We start from the raw sequence: 20,814 nt of genomic DNA, 5'->3' as shown, positions 1-20,814 counted from the left end.
TGCAAACGCTTGGAGGTTGCAGCGCATTTCTATTTTACTACGAATGGAATTTGAAGAGTATAGCTAAAGTGTTGATTGATAAGTACTTTTCGTTCATTTTCTAAAAGCAATCCTTTTGTCGTATAATTGTATAGTTTTTATCACTTAAAAGCAGTGCTTTTGCGGTGTAAACTCAATGCTATTCAATTATATGTCCAACGTAAATTTAATATTGTCGCAATGTAGAAAGTAGCTTACTGTTCTCTGTTTTGGTTCCAACAGAAATTCTTATGCAGTCTTCACACGCTGGAGGTAGGTCGACATATTTCACCTTTATCCCCTTACTTTGTAGGTATCTATATACCTCAAGACTATTTTTAAACTTCACAAGAAAATAGTTTGAGCCTGTGGTAAATACCTTTTCGCAATCTTTTAGCAATGCAAATGCTTGCATAAGTCTGTTGCGTTCGGGTACCCAAATGCGCATCCAATTTTCTTTTTCATATCTATCAGAAAGCACATTGAGGGCCTTTGAGGCATTACTTGGACTTATGGTGTGGGGTAGTTGCACCACTTGCAAAAGCGAAATGATATCAGCTTGTGCCATAATACAGCCAATTCTTAACGATGCATAGCCCCATGTTCTACTCATAGAGTTGATGACAATGAGGTTAGAGTGACTGTTAATGAGTTGAACACAGCTGTTTTCTTCGCTATAATAGCCATAGGATTCGTCTACAACCACAAGGCAATTCGCTTTGTTTAATAGCTCTTTTAGCTCGTTAATGTCGAAGAATATACCCGAAATAGCATTCGGACTGGTGATGAAACATATCTTAGTGTTGTCGTTTATCTCTTTAAGTATGTCGCTATGCGATAGTTGAAATGAGGCATCGAGAATCACTTCTTTTACCTCAATGTCGTTAACTAAGGCGCAAGTGCTATAAAATGAACGAGTGGGAGATAAGCAAACAACATTGTCTTGCTGTGGAATACAGAAAGAACGGAAAAGCAAATCAATGGCTTCTACACTTCCATTGGTGGCAAGAAGTTGCTGAGGGGCTATGCCAAAGGTCTTTGTTAAAGCGGTATTTAACTGGGTGTTGCTTTCGAACGAATATCTACTTAGAGTGTTGTTGTAGGGCATTTCGTTCTTATCTAGAAAGATGTCATTTTCTAAATCACGTAGTGTTGTGTCGATTTTCTTCTCATTATACAACGCAAACACATTGGGTCTGGCAAGTTCCTTGATGCTTTTCATTCTTCTTTTTACGTAAAAATATATTGCAAATATATCCCTTTTCGCTTATATGTGCAAGAAAAATAGTACTTTTGTGAAGACTTATTTATGCAGTTAAAATATTTGTTTTTATTGCTGTTCTGCATGGTTTTAGGGGCTTGTAAGCAAAAACCAAAAGTGGAAATGACCCCTTGGGGGACGCCTTTAACGCAGAACAACGAAGCAGTTGGTAATCAGTTCCGCTTGAGAGACATTCTTTCGAGTGGCGAATTGATTATGTTAACCCTCTCAGGACCTGATACTTATTATGATTATCACGGTCGAGGTATGGGTCTGCAGTATTTGTTGTGCGAGAAATTTGCACAGCATTTGGGAGTCTCTTTGCGTGTCGAATTGTGTAGAGACACGCTTGAAATGGTGAAGAAATTGAATGAAGACGAGGGTGATATCATTGCTTTCTCTCTTCCAAAAGATATTAAAAATGTGCAGTTTTGTGGTGTTTCAGTCGATAGTTTGAAAACACAATGGGCTGTAAAGAATGGTAATACAGAGCTAGCAGACAGCTTAAAGCAATGGTTTAAACCTACGCTTATTGCACAATTGCAAAAAGAACAGCGTCTGTTGCTATCTAATCGTGGTGTAGTTCGTAAGGTGTATTCTCCTATGTTGAATAGAGCTGGGGGAGTAATATCGCACTATGACGCTTATTTTCAGCGTTATGCACCTGTCGCAAGACTTGATTGGAGATTGCTTGCAGCACAATGTTATCAAGAATCTACATTCGATCCGAATGCAAGATCGTGGGCAGGTGCATCGGGATTGATGCAGATTATGCCTAAAACGGCTAAACATCTTGGTCTTGAAATGGAAGACATTTTCAACCCAGAGCTGAATATTGCGGCTGCAGCAAAATACTTATCACAGCTAGGAGCACACTTTAATGATGTGAAGAGTCCGTTAGAAAGGATGTCATTTACGCTTGCTGGCTATAATGGAGGGCCTTTCCATATTCGTGATGCGATGGCTCTTGCAAAGAAAAACGGTAAAGATCCATATCGATGGGCTGATGTTTCAGAGTTTGTCTTGAAGCTTCAACAACCTGAATATTATCGAGATCCTGTTGTGAAATATGGCTATATGCGTGGCTCTGAGACTGTTGATTATGTGGAAAGAATACACAATCGATGGGCACAATATCGTGGAGTGGCTCGTGCTTCTTCTTCTACTACAATGGGAAGCGGTGTTCCTACACGCTCAAAGCATAAGAATCGCTTTACTATAAAATAGAACTTACTACATACTTATGAATCTATCAACACTGGTGTTGGGCATTTTTACTATCGTACAGCTCAACTGTGAGAATCTGTTTGATTGTCAACATGATTCTTTAAAGAATGATTATGAATTCTTACCAACGTCTTATCGCCATTGGAATCCTCATAAATACTGGTGTAAGATGAATCATTTATCACAATCACTGGTGTCGTGTGGCGACTGGAAAGGAAGCTGGTCGTTGCCAGATATCGTGGCATTATGCGAGGTGGAGAATGATTCTGTTATGCGAGATCTAACACTTCGTGCTCCACTTAGAACACTTCGATATCAATATGTCATGACTCAATCGCCCGATTTGCGTGGTATTGATGTGGCTTTGCTATATTCTCCTTTTACATTCTCATTACTTCAATGTCATAGTGTGCGTGTTAATCCGATAAAAGGAATGCGCCCTACACGAGATATTTTATATGTTTCGGGGCGTGTGTTCAATGCTGATACTTTGCATATTATGGTGGTTCATGCTCCAAGTAGAATGGGAGGAGAGCATTTTAGTAGGGCTTTTAGGTGCGAAGTAGCCAAGAAAATTAATGAAATAGCAGATTCAATTCTCTCTACTTCATCGAATCCTAATATTGTAATATTAGGAGATTTCAATGATTATGTGGGTAATTTGTCGCTCGAAATGCTATCTAATAATGGCTTGTTCGATATCTCTGCGAACGCAAAAGGATTGAACGGCACAAAGGGAACCTATAAATATAAAGGTGAATGGGATAGCTTAGACCATATTTTTGTGAGTGAATCGCTGAAGAAATATTGGTTAGATTGCTTTATAAATGATGCTGATTTTCTTCTATGTGATGATGAAAAATATGGAGGAAAACAGCCTTTTAGGTGCTATGTAGGTGCAAAATACCATAAAGGATATAGTGATCATTTACCCTTAGTGGCTCATTTTGAATTTAAATAGCGACGCTAAAAGGCTGTCTTTTATTCGAAGAAGATATTGGGTTCCTCTGTTGTTGAGGTGCTCTTCTTTGTTTCTTGTTTCTTAGGTGTCGACTTAATATGTCCTTTTTCATCGAACATTCCATAAGTAGTGCGTAGCACAATGAATTCAGTTCGACGGTTTAATTGATTACAAATCTCTTGTTTTTCTTTGTCAAGTGATTGTATGAATGCCTCAGTTAATGCAGTATCTTCTTTTAACCAAGGATATTTTTCGGTGAGTTTCTTCTTTATTTTCTTTGGTTTTTCTTTACCATAGCCCACAGGAGTTAACCTATCTGAAGCTATTCCGTGTGCAATTAGATAGTTAACAACAGCTTCTGCTCTCTTTTGCGATAGCTTTTTGTTATATTCTTCGCTTCCTCTATAATCGGTATGAGCGCTCAATTCTATTGTAACATTAGGATTTTCGTTGAGCAATTTCACTAATTCGTCGAGCGAAGTGGTGCTCTCTGGACGAAGAGTTGCTTTGTCAAAATCATAGAAAATGTTATCAATTAGCACCGGAGCAGTGATAGATGCCAATGGAAATTGCAAGACATGCTCTTTCGATTCGCTACTATTTGTAATCTCAATCTCTTCAGTGTGGTTCAAGAAACCTTTGCAAGAAGCTAATATAAGGTATTTAACTCCTGGATTAACAGTTATTGTAAACGAGCCATCTGACTTGACTATGAGACGCTTATTGGTTCCATCATCACCTATAACATACACTTGTGAGGCAGGAAGTTCATAGCCATCGACTTCGTAAACCCAGCCTTTTATGGTTTGAATGATTTCTGGATACTCGAAACTATAAATGTGATCGTATCCTCGGGCATCGTTTCTATTAGACGAAAAGAAGCCTCTATTGTGCACTGTTTCAAAGGTAATGCCAAACTCATCTGCTGAAGTATTGAGCGGATAGTTAGGGTGTTGCAACTCATATTGACCATTTTGATTGATAGCTGCAATGAAAATGTCGAGTCCACCCAATCCAACATGACCATTACTAGAGAAGTATAAGTCGCCATTTGGACGGAAACAAGGGAACATTTCATCACCTTCTGTGTTGATCGGGTCGCCTAAATTCTCAATACTTGCTATGCCAGAGCTGGTAAGTTGGGCTCTCCAGATATCCAATCCGCCTTTACCTCCGGGCATATCACTAACAAAATAGAGCCAATTACCATCAGGAGAGATGGCGGGATGGGCGAAAGTAGAGAGTGTATCATTTGTTATTTTAAGCTGATTAGCCTTCGACCACGATGCATCGCTGCGATTTGAGGTCATAATTTGTGCGTAACGAGGATAAGAAGGGTCGCTAGCACATTGCGTTAAGTACATTGTTCGCAAGTCAGGAGAAAAGCAACAAGCTCCTTCATCGTATGCTGTATAGAGCCCACCAACCACTGGCTCGGGCTTACTCCATACACCTTTATCATTCTTTTCCGATACAAATATATCGCCATTCTTTGTTCCTGTAATTCCATTTGTATCGTCTCCCATGGCCTCATTGCGTGTAGATGAGAAATAAAGTCGATTGATTTCGTTACCAAGGAACATAGGGCAGTAATCGCTTCGACGTGAATTAAATACGTCCATGCGCTTAACTATATACTTAGAGCCTATTTCTTTTGCCTTAATAGCTTGTTGAGCCGATTGCAATCCGTTTTGTGCTATAGTGTTTTGAGGTAGCGTATCGAGGATAGCTTTAAACTCTTTGATGGCTTCTTTGTAGTTCCCTGCCTTTAAAAGTTGTTGTGCATAGTTGGTTCTTTGCGATATGTTGAGTTGCTGATTATATCGCATTGAGTTGTTATAGGCTGATATTGCCTTTTGAGTAAAATTGATTTTTTGATAGCAAAAAGCCATTTTTGAGGCCGTTTGACCACGCAAAGAGCGATCTTTTGCAGGTATTTTAGCATAACCTTGACGGTATTGTTCGGCTGCATCATAATACTCTCCGATGGCAAAAAGCTTGTCGCCTTTCTTAATATTGCGTTCTGCTCCACACGAGAAACATATGAAGCAGAGGAATAATAATATGTAATTGATATAATGTTTCACAATATCTGTTTTATGATAAAGACGCTTTTTATTGCTTTTTATTGTGTTTTGGATACTTACTTTTCATCGAATGGAATGCGATAGTTGCAACCATTCTTCCAATTAGAGCAGCCATAAGCACTCTTTCCCTTTATAATGATACCCTCTTTGCATTGTGGACACACTGTTCCTGCAATGTTTGTAGGGGATAAAGATTGTTCCTTAGCTTCTTTCTTAGTATCTTTTGCCTTTTGTGTTGCTTTGGTTTTACTCTTTTGAATAATGCGTTTTTTGAGGTCTTCTTTCGTGGTTACGCACACTCTTCGATTAGAGTTATCGCTTAAAACCTGTTGAACAATCTGATTCATTTGCTCTTTTAGCTCCTCAATAAACGATGCAGGGTCATATTTTTGGTGCTCAATATCACGCAATTTCTTCTCCCAAATACCTGTAAGCTCAGCACTTTTAAGGAGTTCTTCATGAATAGTGTCGATGAGTTGAACACCTGTTGGTGTGGCAAGAATATTCTTTCGCTCACGGCGAATATAGTTTCTCTTGAACAAAGTCTCTATAATTCCAGCTCGAGAAGATGGTCGTCCGATTCCATTCTCTTTGAGAGCAAGACGCAATGTTTCGTCTTCTACAAACTTACCAGCTGTTTCCATCGCTCTAAGAAGGGTGGCTTCGGTGTACAATTTAGGTGGAGTGGTGTTTTTTTGACTTAGAGTTGGTTCGTGACTGCCTTGTTCTCCTTTGGTGAAAGTGGGCAAAGTGCGTTCTTCTTCACCTTCTTTCTTCTCGTCGTCATTGTTTTGTTGCACCTCGTTTACATAGATTGCTCGCCAACCTTCTTCTAATATTTCTTTGCCATTAGCCTTAAACTCGATGTTATTAACAATGCCTAAGACTGTTGTAGTGGCAATTTTACAATCGGGATAGAACACACCTATAAAGCGTTTAGCAATGAGTTGATAAACGTTCTTTTCCATATCACTGAGGTTATGTACAGGAACTCCAGTGGGAATGATGGCGTGGTGGTCGGTTACTTTTGAGTTGTCGAATACCTTTTTGCTTTTGATGAGCTTCTTGCCCATAAGAGGTTGAAGAAGATTTTCATAGCCTTTTAAACCTTGAAGGATATTAGGACACTTGGCATAGATATCATCACTGAGGTATTGAGTATCGACACGAGGATATGTTGTGAACTTTTTTTCGTATAAGCTCTGTATCAAATTGAGTGTGGTTTCTGCCGAATAGCCATACTTTTTGTTACATTCTACCTGCAAAGAGGTTAGGTCGAAGAGTCGGGGAGGAGCTTCTGTGCCTCGCTTCTTTTGTACATCTGTAACCTCAAAATTATAATCTTCTATTGCAGCAAAAGCCTTTTCGCCTTCTTCTTTACTTGTAAACTTACCCGAAGTGGCTGTAAATAGGGTATTACGATATATGGTTGAGAGTACCCAATAAGGCTCACTTACGAATGATTCGATTTCCTTTTGGCGATTAACGATGAGCGCAAGCGTAGGGGTTTGAACTCTTCCTACTGATAAAACCTGCTTATTTTGACCATATTTGAGCGTATATAAGCGGGTTGCATTCATTCCTAAGATCCAATCTCCAATGGCTCTTGATAGTCCTGCAAGGTATAAAGGGCGATAAATCTCTTCGTCTTTGAGGTTATTAAACCCCTCTTTGATAGACTCTTCTGTAAGAGATGAAATCCAAAGACGCTTTATTGGACAAGTAGCTTGGGTCTTTTGAATAACCCAACGCTGAATTAATTCACCTTCTTGTCCAGCATCTCCGCAGTTAATAATCATCTCTGCTTCTTTCATCAGCTTTTCAATAACGGCAAATTGTTTATGAATTCCTTTGTCATCAATGAGTTTAATGCCAAAGCGAGCGGGAATCATTGGGAGTGAACTGAGGCTCCAATGCTTCCAATTTTCTGTGTAATCGTTGGGCTCTTTCAAGGTACAAAGGTGTCCAAAGGTCCAAGTTACTTGATAACCATTACCCTCCATATATCCATCTCGTGATGAATTGGCTCCTAAAACATGAGCAATGTCACGAGCAACGCTTGGCTTTTCTGCTATGCAAACTATCATTAATCAGGTGTGTTATTTAGTGCAAATTTACTAAAAACGGCGCACATTTTGGCTGATTTGACTTTTAATTAACGTTCAAAGCCTGTCTTTTAAGATGTAATGACTAATAATTTAAATGATATATTCTTGTCTTTCAGTTATAGCTTTACTTCTTTGGAATGTAAAAAGGATAGCTTTTAGGTTGAAAAAGCTATGATATTACAAGGTAAAAGCAATGCTTTTGGAGGTTAAAAGCATATTTTATAATTGAGTAAGAATGTTGCTGGGGATAAAAAAGATAGAGCACAACAGCATGTATGTAACCTCTATGATGTTGTACTCTAGTGTTCTATTGCGATATTGAATTATTAAGGCTGTGATTGTTCATCACATTTTGGGAGATATAATTAAACATAAATCGCGTAGTTTTGTAGATTATTTTCTATCTTAATTTTAATATTTCGTTTTAATTTCTTTTCTATTTAGTTGAAACTTGCGCCATTCTTTATTTAGAATGTTGCTTGTTAAATCTAATTTTGAATACACTATTAAGTGATTCAATGTCTACTTACAGACATGAAACAATTTCTTGGTGATACAAATATATATAGAATAATTGGTTCTATATAGATAAATCTTTGTAAACTAATAACTTATTGCTTTAGGAATAGTAATTTGTTTGTTTCTTTAAATTGTTTGTTTTGTTCCTTTTTTGTCGCAACGGGTTTTCTAGTATCAAAGTATTTTCTATTTGTTTAGATTGTTTGTCTTGTCTATATTTTAGTTATTGCAAATGTACAAACTTTTAAACTATAAATATGATTTGTCATTTTATTTTTATGATTGTTAACATAAAAGATTTCGATTTGCGTATTTTGCTAGTGTTCTATATAGATATTTGGGAAAATAAATAAAAGGAACAATATCTTTTTGACCTACTTTGAGGTCGGAAGAAATTGCTCCTTTTATCTGAGAATAAAGAATACATCTCTATTTTGTTTGTTCTTATATTATAAGACTCTGCAATTTGTAATGAATTGCCTTTGAGTTGATTGTAAGTTTACTAGAAGTTCCACCAATGTTTCTTTTTAGGTGGTTCTTGGTTTACTGACAATTGTTCTCTAATAAGTTGTCTGTAAGTCTTATTTTGACTAATCATTTGGTATATTTGACCCCACTCAGGTAGTCCACCAACATTCCTATCGTCAATGAAAAAGTCAGCCTTTAGCTTTCTAGAGAAGTGGTTGTTCTTCTCTTTTTCTTCTTCTGGATAATCTTTATTCACTGCATAGAACTCTACACCTCTTGCTCTACACCATTCAACAGCTTCGTCTAAGAGAGCTCCTTCTCTAACACTCCATAGTATTAAGCGGTGCTGATCTTTGATAAGCATTTTGAGTGTGTCGATGGCAAAGGGCACTTCTTGTCCTATTTCAGGATATTTGTGTTCTACAATTGTTCCATCAAAATCTACGGCAATAATCATACTTATATTTATAATAATGTGAATTTATAATTGAGATGGACTACTATCGTTTTACAGAAGTATCGTTCTTGTCTCCGTAATGGCTATTTGCATAGTCGCCATAAGAACTTCCGTAAGAACCATAATTACCATATTTGCCGTATCTTCCGTATTTACCATACTTGCCATACTTGCCGTATCCGTAGTAATAACCATACTTCTTCTTCGACATGTCGATACCATTGATAACCAAACTCATATTTGGAAGCTTGTTTTCTTTTGCTAAAGCGTTAATGAACTTGAAGCTATCCTTAGGAGTATAGTCTGCACGACATACGTAAACAGTTGTGTTTGCAACACGTGCAATCTGTAAAGTATCTGTTACAAGACCGATTGGTGCGGTGTCAATAATAATGTAATCATAATCCTCTTTCAATAGATTTACGATCTTATCTAACGATGGACGAGCAATAAGCTCAGCAGGGTTAGGAGGAATAGGACCTGACATTAATAGGTCAAGATTATTATTTACCTCTGAAGGAAGGATCTGTCTGCGGATATCTTCTTTTGTTGGATTATCTAAAACCAATACGTTTGTGATACCATTGGTGTGGTTATCGATTTCGAATAGCTCTGCAAGACGAGGCTTACGGATATCAAGTCCGATAAGAATAACCTTCTTATTAAGGAGCGCAAAGCTCACTGCTAGGTTCGCAGCATTGAATGTTTTACCTTCACCTGATGTGGTAGAGGTAAACATTACCACTTTTTCGTTCTCCTTTAACATGAACTGTAGGTTCGTACGGATCGATCTAAAGATCTCTTCCATTTGGTTATTTTGATTCTCATGAACCACAATGTCACCTCTTGTTTTTGCGGTATCATTAGCCACTGCAACGTCTGCAAGGATTGGAAGACTTGTAAGTTTTTCAACATCATTGTGTCCTTCAATCTTGTAGTTAAGAAGTTGTAGCAACATAATAATTAAGGTAGGAATAGCCAAACCTATCACTAATGCAATGATAAAGACAATGTTGTTCTTTGGACTTATCTTACCCATTGAGCTTGGTGCATCAACTAATCGACCCTTATCTGCAGTTGCTGCGAGTGAAATAGAGTTCTCTTCACGCTTTTGAAGCAGCATCAAATAAAGTCCAGACTTCACATCTTGTTGTCTACCAATTTGTGTCATAATGCGCTCTTGCTCTGGAGTTGCGCTTATTTGACCTTGATAACGTCCGAATTGAGAAGCGATACTGTTGCGTTGAATCTCCATACTTTTACGAGCTTGGCTCATTGCACGGCGGATACTTCCATTCAATTCGTCTAGTTGAGTGGTAATGCTTGTTACCACAGGGCTAGTCTCTGAGGCACTTCCTAAACGGCGGTTGCGCTCAAGTACTAATTCATTATATTTATTAATTAGCTCTGTTGTACTTTGATCTGTTAGTCCAACGTTAGATGGAAGTGTTTGATATTTATTGCCAGATTGATTCATATAGTCGCTAATACTATTCAATAAAGACACTTGAGTATTAGCTTCTGTAAGCTTTTGTTCGTAATTATCAGCGTTACCCATAGCTTGTCCAGCGTTCATATCAATCTGAACGATGCGGTTTCTCTTTTTGAAACTTTCTAAAGCACCTTCAGTTGCACCTAATTCTGCATTGATTTTCTCAAGACGGCTATTGATAAATTCTTCTGTATTTCTTGCTATTTCGTTTTTATCTTCATTAGCTTGACGGTTGTAAACATTGATAAGTTGAACCAAATAGTCTTTTGCACGCTGTGGATTCTCATCGGTAAGAGAGATTTGTGCAATTGTTGTTGTGTTGTTATTTGGGGTGATGGTCAATGCACCTGCATATTTATAAGCAGCTACTGAAGGTGATTGTATGGTTACAAACATTGTTGCACCATCGTTAATAGAATAGATTCCATTGCGGCGGAAACTAAGAACTCCAGCACGAGTGTTAATGGTTTGAGGTAGTTTTGTAAGTACCTTATCTATAGAATAAGGACCACTTTCCTTCTCAGTACCTATTGGAAGGCTAAAAGAACCTTTGACATGATAGTTGTTTCCTTGGCGAGTTATGGCTAAAGAAATAGGACTTGATAGTCTATCAAGGTTTGCAGGATCGATGTCAACATTGATTGGTTGATTGCCATAAAGAATGAGATTCTTAATTCTTCCGTCTGTATTATAATTTACATAAAGCTTTAAATCTCTTACTGCAGCTTCAGCTAAGTCGTGCGATTTAATGATTTCTATCTCATTAAAAAGACCTGTTGAGTTGGTGATCATACCAAGGTTAGTCGCACTTTGTAAACTATTTCTACTACTTCTTGTGCGTTCTTCTTCTTTAATTAGCATCTTTGCTGAAACTCGATAGATTGGAGTTGTGTAGCGAAGATAGGCTTGTGCTAATCCAAGACATATAAGAACTGAGAAAACAATCCACTTCCAGTTAAGGAATAATGAAGTGGTTAAGGCCTGTAAGTTTAATAAAGAATTCCCTTTTTCTTCTTTATTTTCTTGGTCAAAAACGATTTTTTCTTCCATACTTCGTTATTAATTCTTTTTTATTTAATTTCTTCTTTTAATGCGTGATACTATTCTTTATAAAGTGTTATCAATCTTTTTCGAGAATCATTTCTTAAGTATCACATTGTTACTAGTTATCTTCTTCTTTGTTGTATCTATGAATCTGTTTTGTTATCTATTTATTCTTGAGCCAAATGTAATAAGTATTGGCCATATTGGTTCTTTATCATTGGTTGCGCTAAACTAATGAGTTGCTCTTTTGTTAGCCATCCATTTAGGTAAGCTATTTCTTCAATGCAAGCAATTTTTAATCCTTGTCGTTTCTCAACTGTTTCGATAAAGGCACTTGCTTCAAATAAACTTTCGTGCGTTCCTGTGTCTAACCAGGCGAATCCCCTCTGTAAAGTTTGCACTTTCAACTCGTTTTGTGCCAAATAGTGTTGGTTAACTGAAGTGATTTCTAATTCTCCTCGTGCGCTGGGTTTAATGGCTTGAGCAACTTGAACCACGCTGTTAGGGTAGAAATAGAGTCCCACAACAGCATAATTACTCTTAGGGTTTTGAGGTTTTTCTTCAATACTTGTGCAGTTGTTATTCTCATCGAAAGTTGCAACCCCATATCTCTCTGGGTCATTCACATAATAACCAAATACTGTTGCGTTATTGTTTTGTTCTGCTTCAACAACACTGTTCTTTAATAATCCAGTAAAGCCAGCACCGTAAAAGATATTGTCTCCTAATACCAAACATACACTATCGTTACCGATGAATTCTTTTCCAATGATGAAAGCTTGCGCTAATCCATCTGGAGAAGGCTGTTCTGCATAGGTAAATTGCACGCCCCATTGAGTTCCATCGCCAAGTAAACGTTTGAAAGATGGTAAGTCGTAAGGGGTAGAAATGATAAGAATTTCTTGAATTCCTGCAAGCATTAGCACCGATAAAGGATAATAAATCATCGGTTTATCATAGATTGGCATGAGCTGTTTACTTATTCCTTTTGTGATAGGATACAATCTAGTACCTGATCCACCTGCCAAAATTATTCCTTTCATTCAGTATTGTTTTAATCAGAAATATCCTCAAATGAGATGTAATACAATGATAGTTGAATTCTTTCTTTATTATTTCTAAAAACTTATGTGCACAAAGGTAATGATAAATTTTGAAAGAGTTACGATTTATAAAGGATTTTTTTTGTATTTGTCATTATTTATTTTAAGAGTAAAAAGAAAAGTCTCCTTAGAGATATTATTTGGACTTTTGGGAAATAAATGTTTAGGTTATAAAATAAATTAGCAATATTTCACATCTTGACTTGTGTGATGTTGGGGTGGGTTATAGTGTAGTTAAGTGTAATTTTGTTCATTTTCGCTCTTAAAATGAAAGGTATTAGAGGAGAATCTTAGTGATTTGTAGGGAAAAGGTATCCTTTTGTATTTCTAGAACGACATAGTTGGTAAGGAGAATAGCTTGAGAACAGATACTAAAAGCATTGCTTTTGTTATATAAAAGTAGTGTTTTTGAACTATAAAAACATTTCCTTTTACTTGTATGAACATTGCTTTTATCTCTTAATTTTAGGTATTCTGAGGCGGATCTGCACAATGAAACAGTGATAATAATGATAGAGTTAGAATATAATTGTAGATTATGAGTTTTTAAAGTATTGAAAGATAATGCGTTATAAATATATGGTAATGATATAGATTAAATCGGTATGGTTCTCTTTTGATTAGTGTGTTAGATTGAAATGCTTTATAATTCTTCTAATTGAAACGAAGTGTTTGTAAGTTTAAAATGTTGAGCGTAGTCTTTATTTGTAGATTCTTTATTTTTAAACATTTTAACTATTATATTTACTTAAATACGTAAAAAATGTAACAATACTTTTCTCTGTATTTAAATTTAAAAGTAGTTTGAAGTGAGGAGGGTAGTTTATGTGTAGTTTTGCATTGTTCGATATCTAAAATGACGATGCAAGTAGAAATGGTATAGATACTAATCGATTTCCTCTTGCAAAATAATTAAAATAACGTATAAATGCTATATAACAAGGTAAAATAATATTTTGTAGGTTAAACTTTTTATTGTATTTTTGCAAAAGAATCGTTCTTAAACCTTTTACCTGTAAGCGTTGTTTGCTAATGAAACGGACATGGGGTAATGAGGACTATTCATTCTAATTGTTCAAAAGTATCGAATATTCGAATAAAACATTATAAAATAGTCATGGGATTTATATCTAAACTGTTTGGAAGTAAACCAAAAGAAAATAAAACAGGCGGAATGGAAGACTTTATGACATTGGTTAGAGTGTATTTTCAAGCCTCGATTGCAGCCAATGTAGGTATAACCAATCTTGCTATGTTGCCCGATTTGCGTACTTTTAAAACCACTTTAAAAGTGCCAACACAAGGTAATAAACTTGGAGTAGGTGAGAAGTCAGCTTGTAAAAAGATGATGCAAGGTATATATAATACTGATGATAGCTTCTTTAAAGAAATTGATCAAAGTATTAGACGCAATTGCCATAAATTGCAAGATGTACAAACTTATCTCTTTCAATTTCAGACATTAAGTCAAGATCTCTTAATGTTAACTGGCAACTTGATGAAGTTTAAACTTCGTCTTCCATCATTCTTTAAGAGTGCCATCTATTCAATGACCGAGAAAACCGTTAATGATATCTTCAATAAAAACGATTTTTCCGAGCCTGGAGTGATGAAAACTGTGGTGGGAATACGCCAAACAAACAAACGATTAGGGTACTCGCAAAAGTGGATTACCGACTTTGTTTATCAAGTAGTGATGCTTGCAAAGAAAGAATCTAAACCACAAGCAGATGATAATGGTAAATAAAATATTTTATAATAAATAATTTGCTGTTTTCATATATTTACCCTATTTTTGTATTCAAAATGTAACATTCATGACCAATAATGAGAAAGTCTTAGCTCAATTTGCTGCAAGAATACAGCAACTCATTCTCCAATATAAAGACATTAAAAAGGAGAATGCAGAATTGTATGCCATGATTGAAGGTCAAGAAGAAAAGATAAAAACTCTTGAAGAGCATCTTTCTCAAGCTCAGAATGATTACCAAAGTCTAAAAATAGCACGAATGATTGAAGTTTCAGACGTTGATGTTGAAAAGGCACAACAGAGACTTGCAAAATTAATTCGTGATGTAAACAAATGTATTACGCTATTGAGTGAAAAATAGTTTCAATGATGTCTGAACCTAGTCAATATAAAAGAAAGATAACACTCTCGGTATATAATAGAGACTTTCCTGTGGAAATCGCTCCTGAAGAAGAAGTGTATTATCGACAAGCTGCCAGATTAATTAATGATACTATAGGCTTTTACACCAATAAGTATCAAGATGCAATAGGCAAAGAAGATTTGCTTTATATGGCTCTTATTGATGTTGCGCTCCGCTATGAGCGTGAATCTGGACGATATGATCAAGGAGAATTGACTAAAACTCTTGAGAAATTGACTTCTGATATCGAATCAGCATTGAAAGAAAAATAACATTATGAATAAGCCATTGATGGCGAGTTGGCTCGTTGTTAATTGATGCTTTGTAAAACAATAATATTATTTTGTTTTTATTCTTGTGCCGTTATACATTTTAGTAATTAAAGAATTAAACTAAAAGTATAAAATAAATGATCGGAACATTGATTACGGAAATCATCACATTACTTATTGGTGGTTGCGCAGGTTTTTTCCTTTTTCGATACGTTATAAAAGGAAAATACAATGAAATGATAGCCAATGCCACTAAGGATGCTGAGGTTATAAAGGAAAAGAAACTACTTGAAGTGAAAGAGAAGTTTCTTAATAAGAAAGCAGAGTTAGAGCGTGAAGTACAGCAACGCAATCAAAAGATACAGCAAAGCGAAAACAAGCTCAAACAAAGAGAACTGTCTTTGAATCAACGTCAAGAAGAACTTGGGAGACGAAAGCAAGAAGTTGAACAAGCACAAGTTCGTGTCGACAATGAAAAGAAGATTCTTGTTACAAAGCAAGCAGAATTAGAAAAGATGCAAACTCAAGAGCGTGCGAAGCTTGAAGAGCTATCAGGTTTGAGCGCAGAGGATGCAAAGAATCGTCTAATTGAGAGCTTAAAGGACGAAGCAAAGACAAATGCTGCAAGCTATATCAATGAGATTATGGATGAAGCAAAGCTTAATGCAAATGCACAAGCTAAGAAAATTGTTATTCAAACCATACAACGTGTAGCTACAGAAACTGCAATTGAAAACTCAGTAAGCGTTTTCCATATTGAAAATGATGAGATAAAAGGTCGTATTATTGGTCGTGAAGGCCGTAATATCCGTGCTCTTGAGGCTGCAACAGGTGTTGAAATCGTTGTAGATGATACTCCCGAAGCAATCGTTATTTCTGCTTTCGATCCAGTAAGACGTGAAATTTGTCGATTAGCTCTTCATCAATTGGTTGCTGATGGTAGAATTCATCCCGCACGAATTGAAGAAGTTGTGGCTAAAGTAAAGAAACAATTAGAAAACGAAATTATTGAGACTGGAAAACGAACAGTTATAGACTTAGGTATACACGGATTGCATCCAGAACTTGTTCGTATTGTAGGTAAGATGAAATACCGTTCTTCTTATGGTCAAAACCTATTACAACACGCACGAGAAACTGCCAACCTCTGTGCTATTATGGCTTCAGAATTAGGCTTAAATCCAAAGAAAGCGAAGAGAGCAGGATTGCTTCATGATATTGGAAAGGTACCCGATGAGGAGAGTGAGTTGCCTCATGCGCTCTATGGAGCAAAGCTTGCAGAACGTTATAAGGAAAAACCTGACATCTGTAATGCCATCGGTGCGCACCATGATGAAATCGAAATGAATACTCTTTTAGCTCCTATTGTACAAGTATGTGATGCTATTAGCGGTGCAAGACCAGGTGCAAGACGTGAAATTGTTGAAGCTTATATCAAGCGATTGAATGACCTTGAGGCTATAGCAATGAGTTATCCAGGTGTAACTAAAACGTATGCAATCCAAGCAGGACGTGAGTTGCGTGTCATTGTTGGTGCAGATAGAATGGACGACAATGAAAGTGAGAAGCTAAGTGGTGAGATAGCAGAGAAAATCCAGAATGAGATGACCTACCCAGGTCAAGTGAAGATCACTGTAATTCGTGAGACTCGCTCTGTTGCTTACGCAAAATAAAATACTTAATCCCATGCATATTGATTTCCAATATTCATGGGATTTTTTGTGTTCTTACCTCTAATGTAATAGTAAGAAAGCTGTTGCTCTTTTCTTATTGAGGCACTTTTTGCTTATAATAGAAGAATTCTTCTATTATAAAGAAATATTATCTCGCTTGGGATAAAGCCGTTCTTAAGCAGAGATATAAAGAAAAACTCCTCTATAACCAATGATGTTATAGAGGAGTTTTATTGTATTTTGTTTGTTTTATGTTCTTTGTTTGAATCTAAAGAGATAAGTATTATTCTTCAGTTTCTTGTGCAGAGCGAAGGATTATGCTTGTTGCTCCAATCGTAAATAACGATCCTTCTTCAATCACTCGACGTTCTCTGTCTCCTAAAATCTCGTTATCTACAAATGTTCCAGTGAAACTTGGACCATCACGAAGAACGTATTTCAGTTGTCCTTTCTTATCTTTACTCACATTTATGATGCAGTGAGTCATATCAATACTTGGGTCGTTAGTTTCGATTGGACAATTAATTCCACTGTTCTTCATATATCTTCCAATCACGTTATCGCCCATTTGAAGAGGAATAACCTGCTTATAATGGAATACATTTTCGATAACTACAATTGAACCTGCGCCCTTCTCATTAGCATTTTCGTCAAGAACTTCCTCTTTTTGAGTATTCTTTAGTTTTGAAACGCCAATGCGAACGCCAAATTCTTTGCCACAATCAGGGCAAGAAAATATAAGTGATTGTCCAGCTTGATACTTCGTTTCGTCGAAAGTTATATAGTTGTCGCACTTAGGACATCTTGCTCTTTTCATTCTTATTCTTGAATTTTTGTTACCCAACAATCTGAAAAATCAGGGTTGTTATTAAGTTTATTCATTGCTTTGTATGCCTCTTTTTCAGATTCATATCTACCGCAAATAACCTTAACATGACCCCCTTTAGCTATCATTTCAGCATTTTCAAGTCCTTTGTTTTTAAGACTTTCAGTATAAGCTTCAGCATTCTTCTTAGTAATTCTACTTGCTAAAACGATAGTATAGAATGTTTCTTGTTTCTTTGGAGTATTCACCTCCTCAACAACTTCTTTAGCTTTAACCTCTTTTGTACTTACAGGTTGTGGCTTACTTGCGATCTTCTCAAGTGGATTTACACCTGCTTTTTCGGTGATAACATCATTTGGAATGATTTTATAAAGAAGACTTGTGTTGAGTTCACTCTGTATTAATTTGTCCTTTTTGTTAGACAAAGGAGTGGGGATAAGCATTAGAACAACGAATAAAATCGCTACTGCTGCAGCGTTTCGAAGCATGCTTATTGATATGCGAATACTCTTTTCTTGATCTTCTTGCTCGTCTTCTGTATTGTTAGAAAGAGACGATTGGTTAGCAAAGATATTGGCTTTCTCTAGTGCTTGTATGCCAGCAGGAATGTTAGTTGTTTCCTTTTCAGCTTCAATAGCTTCCTTGTTGCGCTTGGCTTTGATAGAACTTAGAGATTCAAGTTCAAACGAACTCAAACCATAAAGATAGGGAGTAAGTATTCCAGCATCACAAGGTATGAAGTCGAAAGACCCCATTTCGTTTCGATGTAGGGTGCCAATATCGTTTAATTCGTATTCGCCTTCGTTGTCAAGTATCTGGTTTAGTTCATCAACTTCACTTTCAATGCGTTTAATAGCCTCAGGATAGCTGATGTCATAAGCCTCAATATATGATTGAGCTAATAATGAATCGTTCATTTTTAGCTGTGGATTGAATCCTAAAGTTCTATATGGAGGCAAGAAGATATGGTCTTTTTCATCATATCTTGCCTCTACATGATGGACCATAAATCCACCAAAATTAGGAATAATAACACAGTCATTATTCAGCAAAAGCACTTCTATATGTCTTTCTAATTCAATCACAATTGCAAATATACCTTATTTTTTTTACTTAAACGAATGCTTTATTCTCTTTTTTATGAGCACAAACCATCTTTTTATTTCATTCGATGGCCTTTCCAATATTCTTCCTTTCTAGTTGTTGTTCTAACCTATTATTCGTCTCTAGTTACAGAGTATGACTGCTTATGGAATATGAAAATAGGGATAACACAGCATGCAACCATACCCATCATCACAAGAATTGTGAGTGTTGCGTTGTGGAAGAACATATTAACACAATCGTTTGTAGTGTCAGGGGTACGCACTAGTCCAATCAAATCTCTAATGGCTTTGTAGGCAAACATACCTGGAACCATTGGTAAAAGAGCTGGGAATGCGAATCCCTCTGCTGGATAGTGTATCTTCATAGCTGCAGGAATAGCAAGAAGACCGATTGATAATCCTGCAATACTAGATGCAGTTACTTGGTCGAGCATCAACGATTCGTGGTGCATTAAGAAATATCTTATACCATGACCCACGCATACAAGCACGGCAGTTATAAGCAAAGCTTTGCGTGGAGGGTTAGAAATTACGGCGAAACCTAAACCAGCAATAGTTGCAAAAAGACCATCTTTAACAGCTGCAAGCAATACATTTGGATAGCTAACCTTTGTTACTGTAAGTGGATTTACATCTAAGAGAATAACCGTAAAGGTTAATCCCACTGCAATACAAACCACTAACATGAAGGCTTTTGTTAGTCGTGCAATACCATTTAGCACATGATGATCAATCATATCCATTACTCCATTGATGATAGGAACACCTGGAACTAGATACAACATTGATGTTCCCAGTGACATATCTTCAGTTCCTCCGTGGAAGAAAAGATAGTCGGTAGAGCCTATCATAGTTGAAATAAAAGAAGAAATTGTGAATACTGCAAGTATGTGCCAGTGTCTTTTTAGTAACTCTTGACGAACAAAGAAACCAACAAAGGTAGCTATAAACACAATAGCAATAGAGGTATAGTTACCATCAAACAATCTACAGAAGGCAGCATTGGCAAGCGATGCAAGTACTAAAACGGTCCATCTGCTTTCTCTAGGCTCTGAAACAATCTTCTTAAAGCGAGTCCAAAGCTCGTCTAATGAAAAGTTATTGTCTGATGCAAGCCATGAAAGATGTGACAATTTCATATTGATATTGAAGTTAAGACCTAGCTCAGGAGTCTTTTTTACGTATGTGTATGAATGTTCTCTGTTTTCGTTGTGTAGGGTTACACTAACCGAATTAGGAAGCATAACCATATTACACCAGTAGCCAAACGACTTTGCAATACGCTTAGTGTTATAAGAAGTACGAGAGGTTTGTGCTCCAACAGCCTCTAAAGTTGCTGCATACTCTGCTAAGAAAATTGCCTTTTCTTTTAGGTCTTTGTGAATGTCTTCGTGTTGCATACTTGTTTAGTATTCTTTTAAATCATATAATAAACGGATTGCAAAAGTACAACTTTTTTGCCAATAAAGCTGGTGTTTGAGTGCTTTTAATAATTCTTTAAATGGAGTTTTTAATGAATTTCTAAGTTATAATAATTTCTTTTGATATAGAATAAGAATTTGGTTAGAGCTAAAAAAGAAAGTTCTATACATAAATATATGAATAAGATGTATCGATGTTATTTGTACTTCTATCTATTTTTGTAGTGAGCTATTGAGAGAGGGTAGGTTGATTGACTAGTGATGAGTCTTTAATTGTGTTGTATTTCTTTTCAGCTTGTTTGGGGAATAGAGATATTATGGGCTTTTTGTTTATGCTTTTGTGTGATGAAAATAAGATTTTAGGAAACAAAAGCGATGAAATATTATTAGAAAAGATCTCTTATTCTTTTCTAAAAAACTTCTTAGAGGTATAAAAGAAAATGGAGTTGCATTGTTGTTGCAACTCCATTTATTCTTAATTCAACGTCAAACGCTCTTTAAAAGGATTGCTTTTGCACTGTAAACTCACTGCTTTTATCTTGTAATTGCATTGCTTTTAGTAGGTAAAATCATTCCTTTTGTTGATAAAGTTTCTTGCTTTTAGCATATAAATTACTT

At 36.3% G+C, this 20,814-nt stretch carries 15 protein-coding genes; 6 read left to right on the top strand and 9 right to left on the bottom strand.

The window, feature by feature from the left end; genetic code table 11:
- Positions 1-205: 205 nt before the first annotated feature.
- Entirely contained in the window at positions 206-1,240 is a 1,035-nt protein-coding gene (locus A3GM_RS0102775) for a pyridoxal phosphate-dependent aminotransferase (RefSeq protein WP_018361863.1), read from the bottom strand.
- A 123-nt stretch (positions 1,241-1,363) separates the two neighbouring features.
- Here A3GM_RS0102775 and A3GM_RS0102770 point away from each other — a divergent pair, with 123 nt between their 5' ends.
- Both A3GM_RS0102770 and A3GM_RS0102765 read left to right on the top strand, forming a co-directional pair.
- Positions 1,364-2,506, top strand: a complete 1,143-nt coding sequence (locus A3GM_RS0102770; protein ID WP_018361862.1) for an MltF family protein — start codon at positions 1,364-1,366, stop codon at positions 2,504-2,506.
- Between the two features lie 16 nt (positions 2,507-2,522).
- Positions 2,523-3,467 carry an endonuclease/exonuclease/phosphatase family protein gene (locus tag A3GM_RS0102765; RefSeq protein ID WP_026216097.1) on the top strand — a complete coding sequence of 315 codons (945 nt, stop codon included), beginning with the start codon at positions 2,523-2,525 and terminating at the stop codon, positions 3,465-3,467.
- A gap of 20 nt (positions 3,468-3,487) precedes the next feature.
- Here A3GM_RS0102765 and porE read toward each other — a convergent pair whose 3' ends face one another.
- From porE to rfbA, 5 genes are all read right to left on the bottom strand, one after another.
- Positions 3,488-5,557, bottom strand: coding sequence for a PorE family type IX secretion system protein (porE, locus tag A3GM_RS0102760; RefSeq protein WP_025829658.1), 2,070 nt, complete (start codon positions 5,555-5,557; stop codon positions 3,488-3,490).
- Positions 5,558-5,610: 53 nt separating this feature from the next.
- Positions 5,611-7,641 carry a DNA topoisomerase 3 gene (locus A3GM_RS0102755; RefSeq protein ID WP_018361859.1) on the bottom strand — a complete coding sequence of 677 codons (2,031 nt, stop codon included), beginning with the start codon at positions 7,639-7,641 and terminating at the stop codon, positions 5,611-5,613.
- A gap of 1,042 nt (positions 7,642-8,683) precedes the next feature.
- Complete coding sequence (locus tag A3GM_RS0102750) at positions 8,684-9,106, bottom strand: BT0820 family HAD-type phosphatase (RefSeq protein ID WP_018361858.1); 423 nt, start codon at positions 9,104-9,106, stop codon at positions 8,684-8,686.
- 43 nt (positions 9,107-9,149) lie between these two features.
- On the bottom strand, positions 9,150-11,648 hold the full coding sequence (locus tag A3GM_RS0102745) for a GumC family protein (protein ID WP_018361857.1): 2,499 nt from the start codon (positions 11,646-11,648) through the stop codon (positions 9,150-9,152).
- A 161-nt stretch (positions 11,649-11,809) separates the two neighbouring features.
- A complete protein-coding gene (gene rfbA / locus A3GM_RS0102740; protein ID WP_018361856.1) occupies positions 11,810-12,685 on the bottom strand; it encodes a glucose-1-phosphate thymidylyltransferase RfbA in 876 nt (291 codons plus the stop codon).
- Between the two features lie 1,177 nt (positions 12,686-13,862).
- Between rfbA and A3GM_RS0102735 the strand changes: the two genes are divergently transcribed.
- From A3GM_RS0102735 to rny, 4 genes are all read left to right on the top strand, one after another.
- Positions 13,863-14,492 carry a hypothetical protein gene (locus A3GM_RS0102735; RefSeq protein ID WP_018361855.1) on the top strand — a complete coding sequence of 210 codons (630 nt, stop codon included), beginning with the start codon at positions 13,863-13,865 and terminating at the stop codon, positions 14,490-14,492.
- Positions 14,493-14,562: 70 nt separating this feature from the next.
- Positions 14,563-14,856: a hypothetical protein gene (locus A3GM_RS0102730; protein ID WP_018361854.1), complete on the top strand. Its 294-nt coding sequence runs from the start codon at positions 14,563-14,565 to the stop codon at positions 14,854-14,856.
- A gap of 5 nt (positions 14,857-14,861) precedes the next feature.
- Positions 14,862-15,170, top strand: coding sequence for a cell division protein ZapA (locus tag A3GM_RS0102725; protein WP_018361853.1), 309 nt, complete (start codon positions 14,862-14,864; stop codon positions 15,168-15,170).
- Positions 15,171-15,307: 137 nt separating this feature from the next.
- A complete protein-coding gene (gene rny, locus A3GM_RS0102720; RefSeq protein ID WP_018361852.1) occupies positions 15,308-16,843 on the top strand; it encodes a ribonuclease Y in 1,536 nt (511 codons plus the stop codon).
- A 283-nt stretch (positions 16,844-17,126) separates the two neighbouring features.
- Here rny and A3GM_RS0102715 read toward each other — a convergent pair whose 3' ends face one another.
- The 3 genes from A3GM_RS0102715 to A3GM_RS0102705 all read right to left on the bottom strand — a co-directional run bounded on the left by A3GM_RS0102715 (position 17,127) and on the right by A3GM_RS0102705 (position 20,175).
- Positions 17,127-17,660 carry an FHA domain-containing protein gene (locus A3GM_RS0102715; protein WP_018361851.1) on the bottom strand — a complete coding sequence of 178 codons (534 nt, stop codon included), beginning with the start codon at positions 17,658-17,660 and terminating at the stop codon, positions 17,127-17,129.
- A 2-nt stretch (positions 17,661-17,662) separates the two neighbouring features.
- Positions 17,663-18,754, bottom strand: a complete 1,092-nt coding sequence (locus tag A3GM_RS0102710; RefSeq protein WP_018361850.1) for an HU domain-containing protein — start codon at positions 18,752-18,754, stop codon at positions 17,663-17,665.
- 131 nt (positions 18,755-18,885) lie between these two features.
- The gene (locus A3GM_RS0102705; RefSeq protein WP_018361849.1) at positions 18,886-20,175 is read right to left on the bottom strand and encodes a threonine/serine exporter family protein; all 1,290 of its coding nucleotides are present in this window, start codon (positions 20,173-20,175) and stop codon (positions 18,886-18,888) included.
- Between the last annotated feature and the right edge of the window lie 639 nt (positions 20,176-20,814).

The organism is Hoylesella nanceiensis DSM 19126 = JCM 15639 (assembly GCF_000379965.1).
In the GTDB taxonomy this organism is placed as follows: Bacteria; Bacteroidota; Bacteroidia; order Bacteroidales; family Bacteroidaceae; genus Prevotella; species Prevotella nanceiensis.
This window is presented reverse-complemented; position numbering and strand designations above follow the sequence as displayed.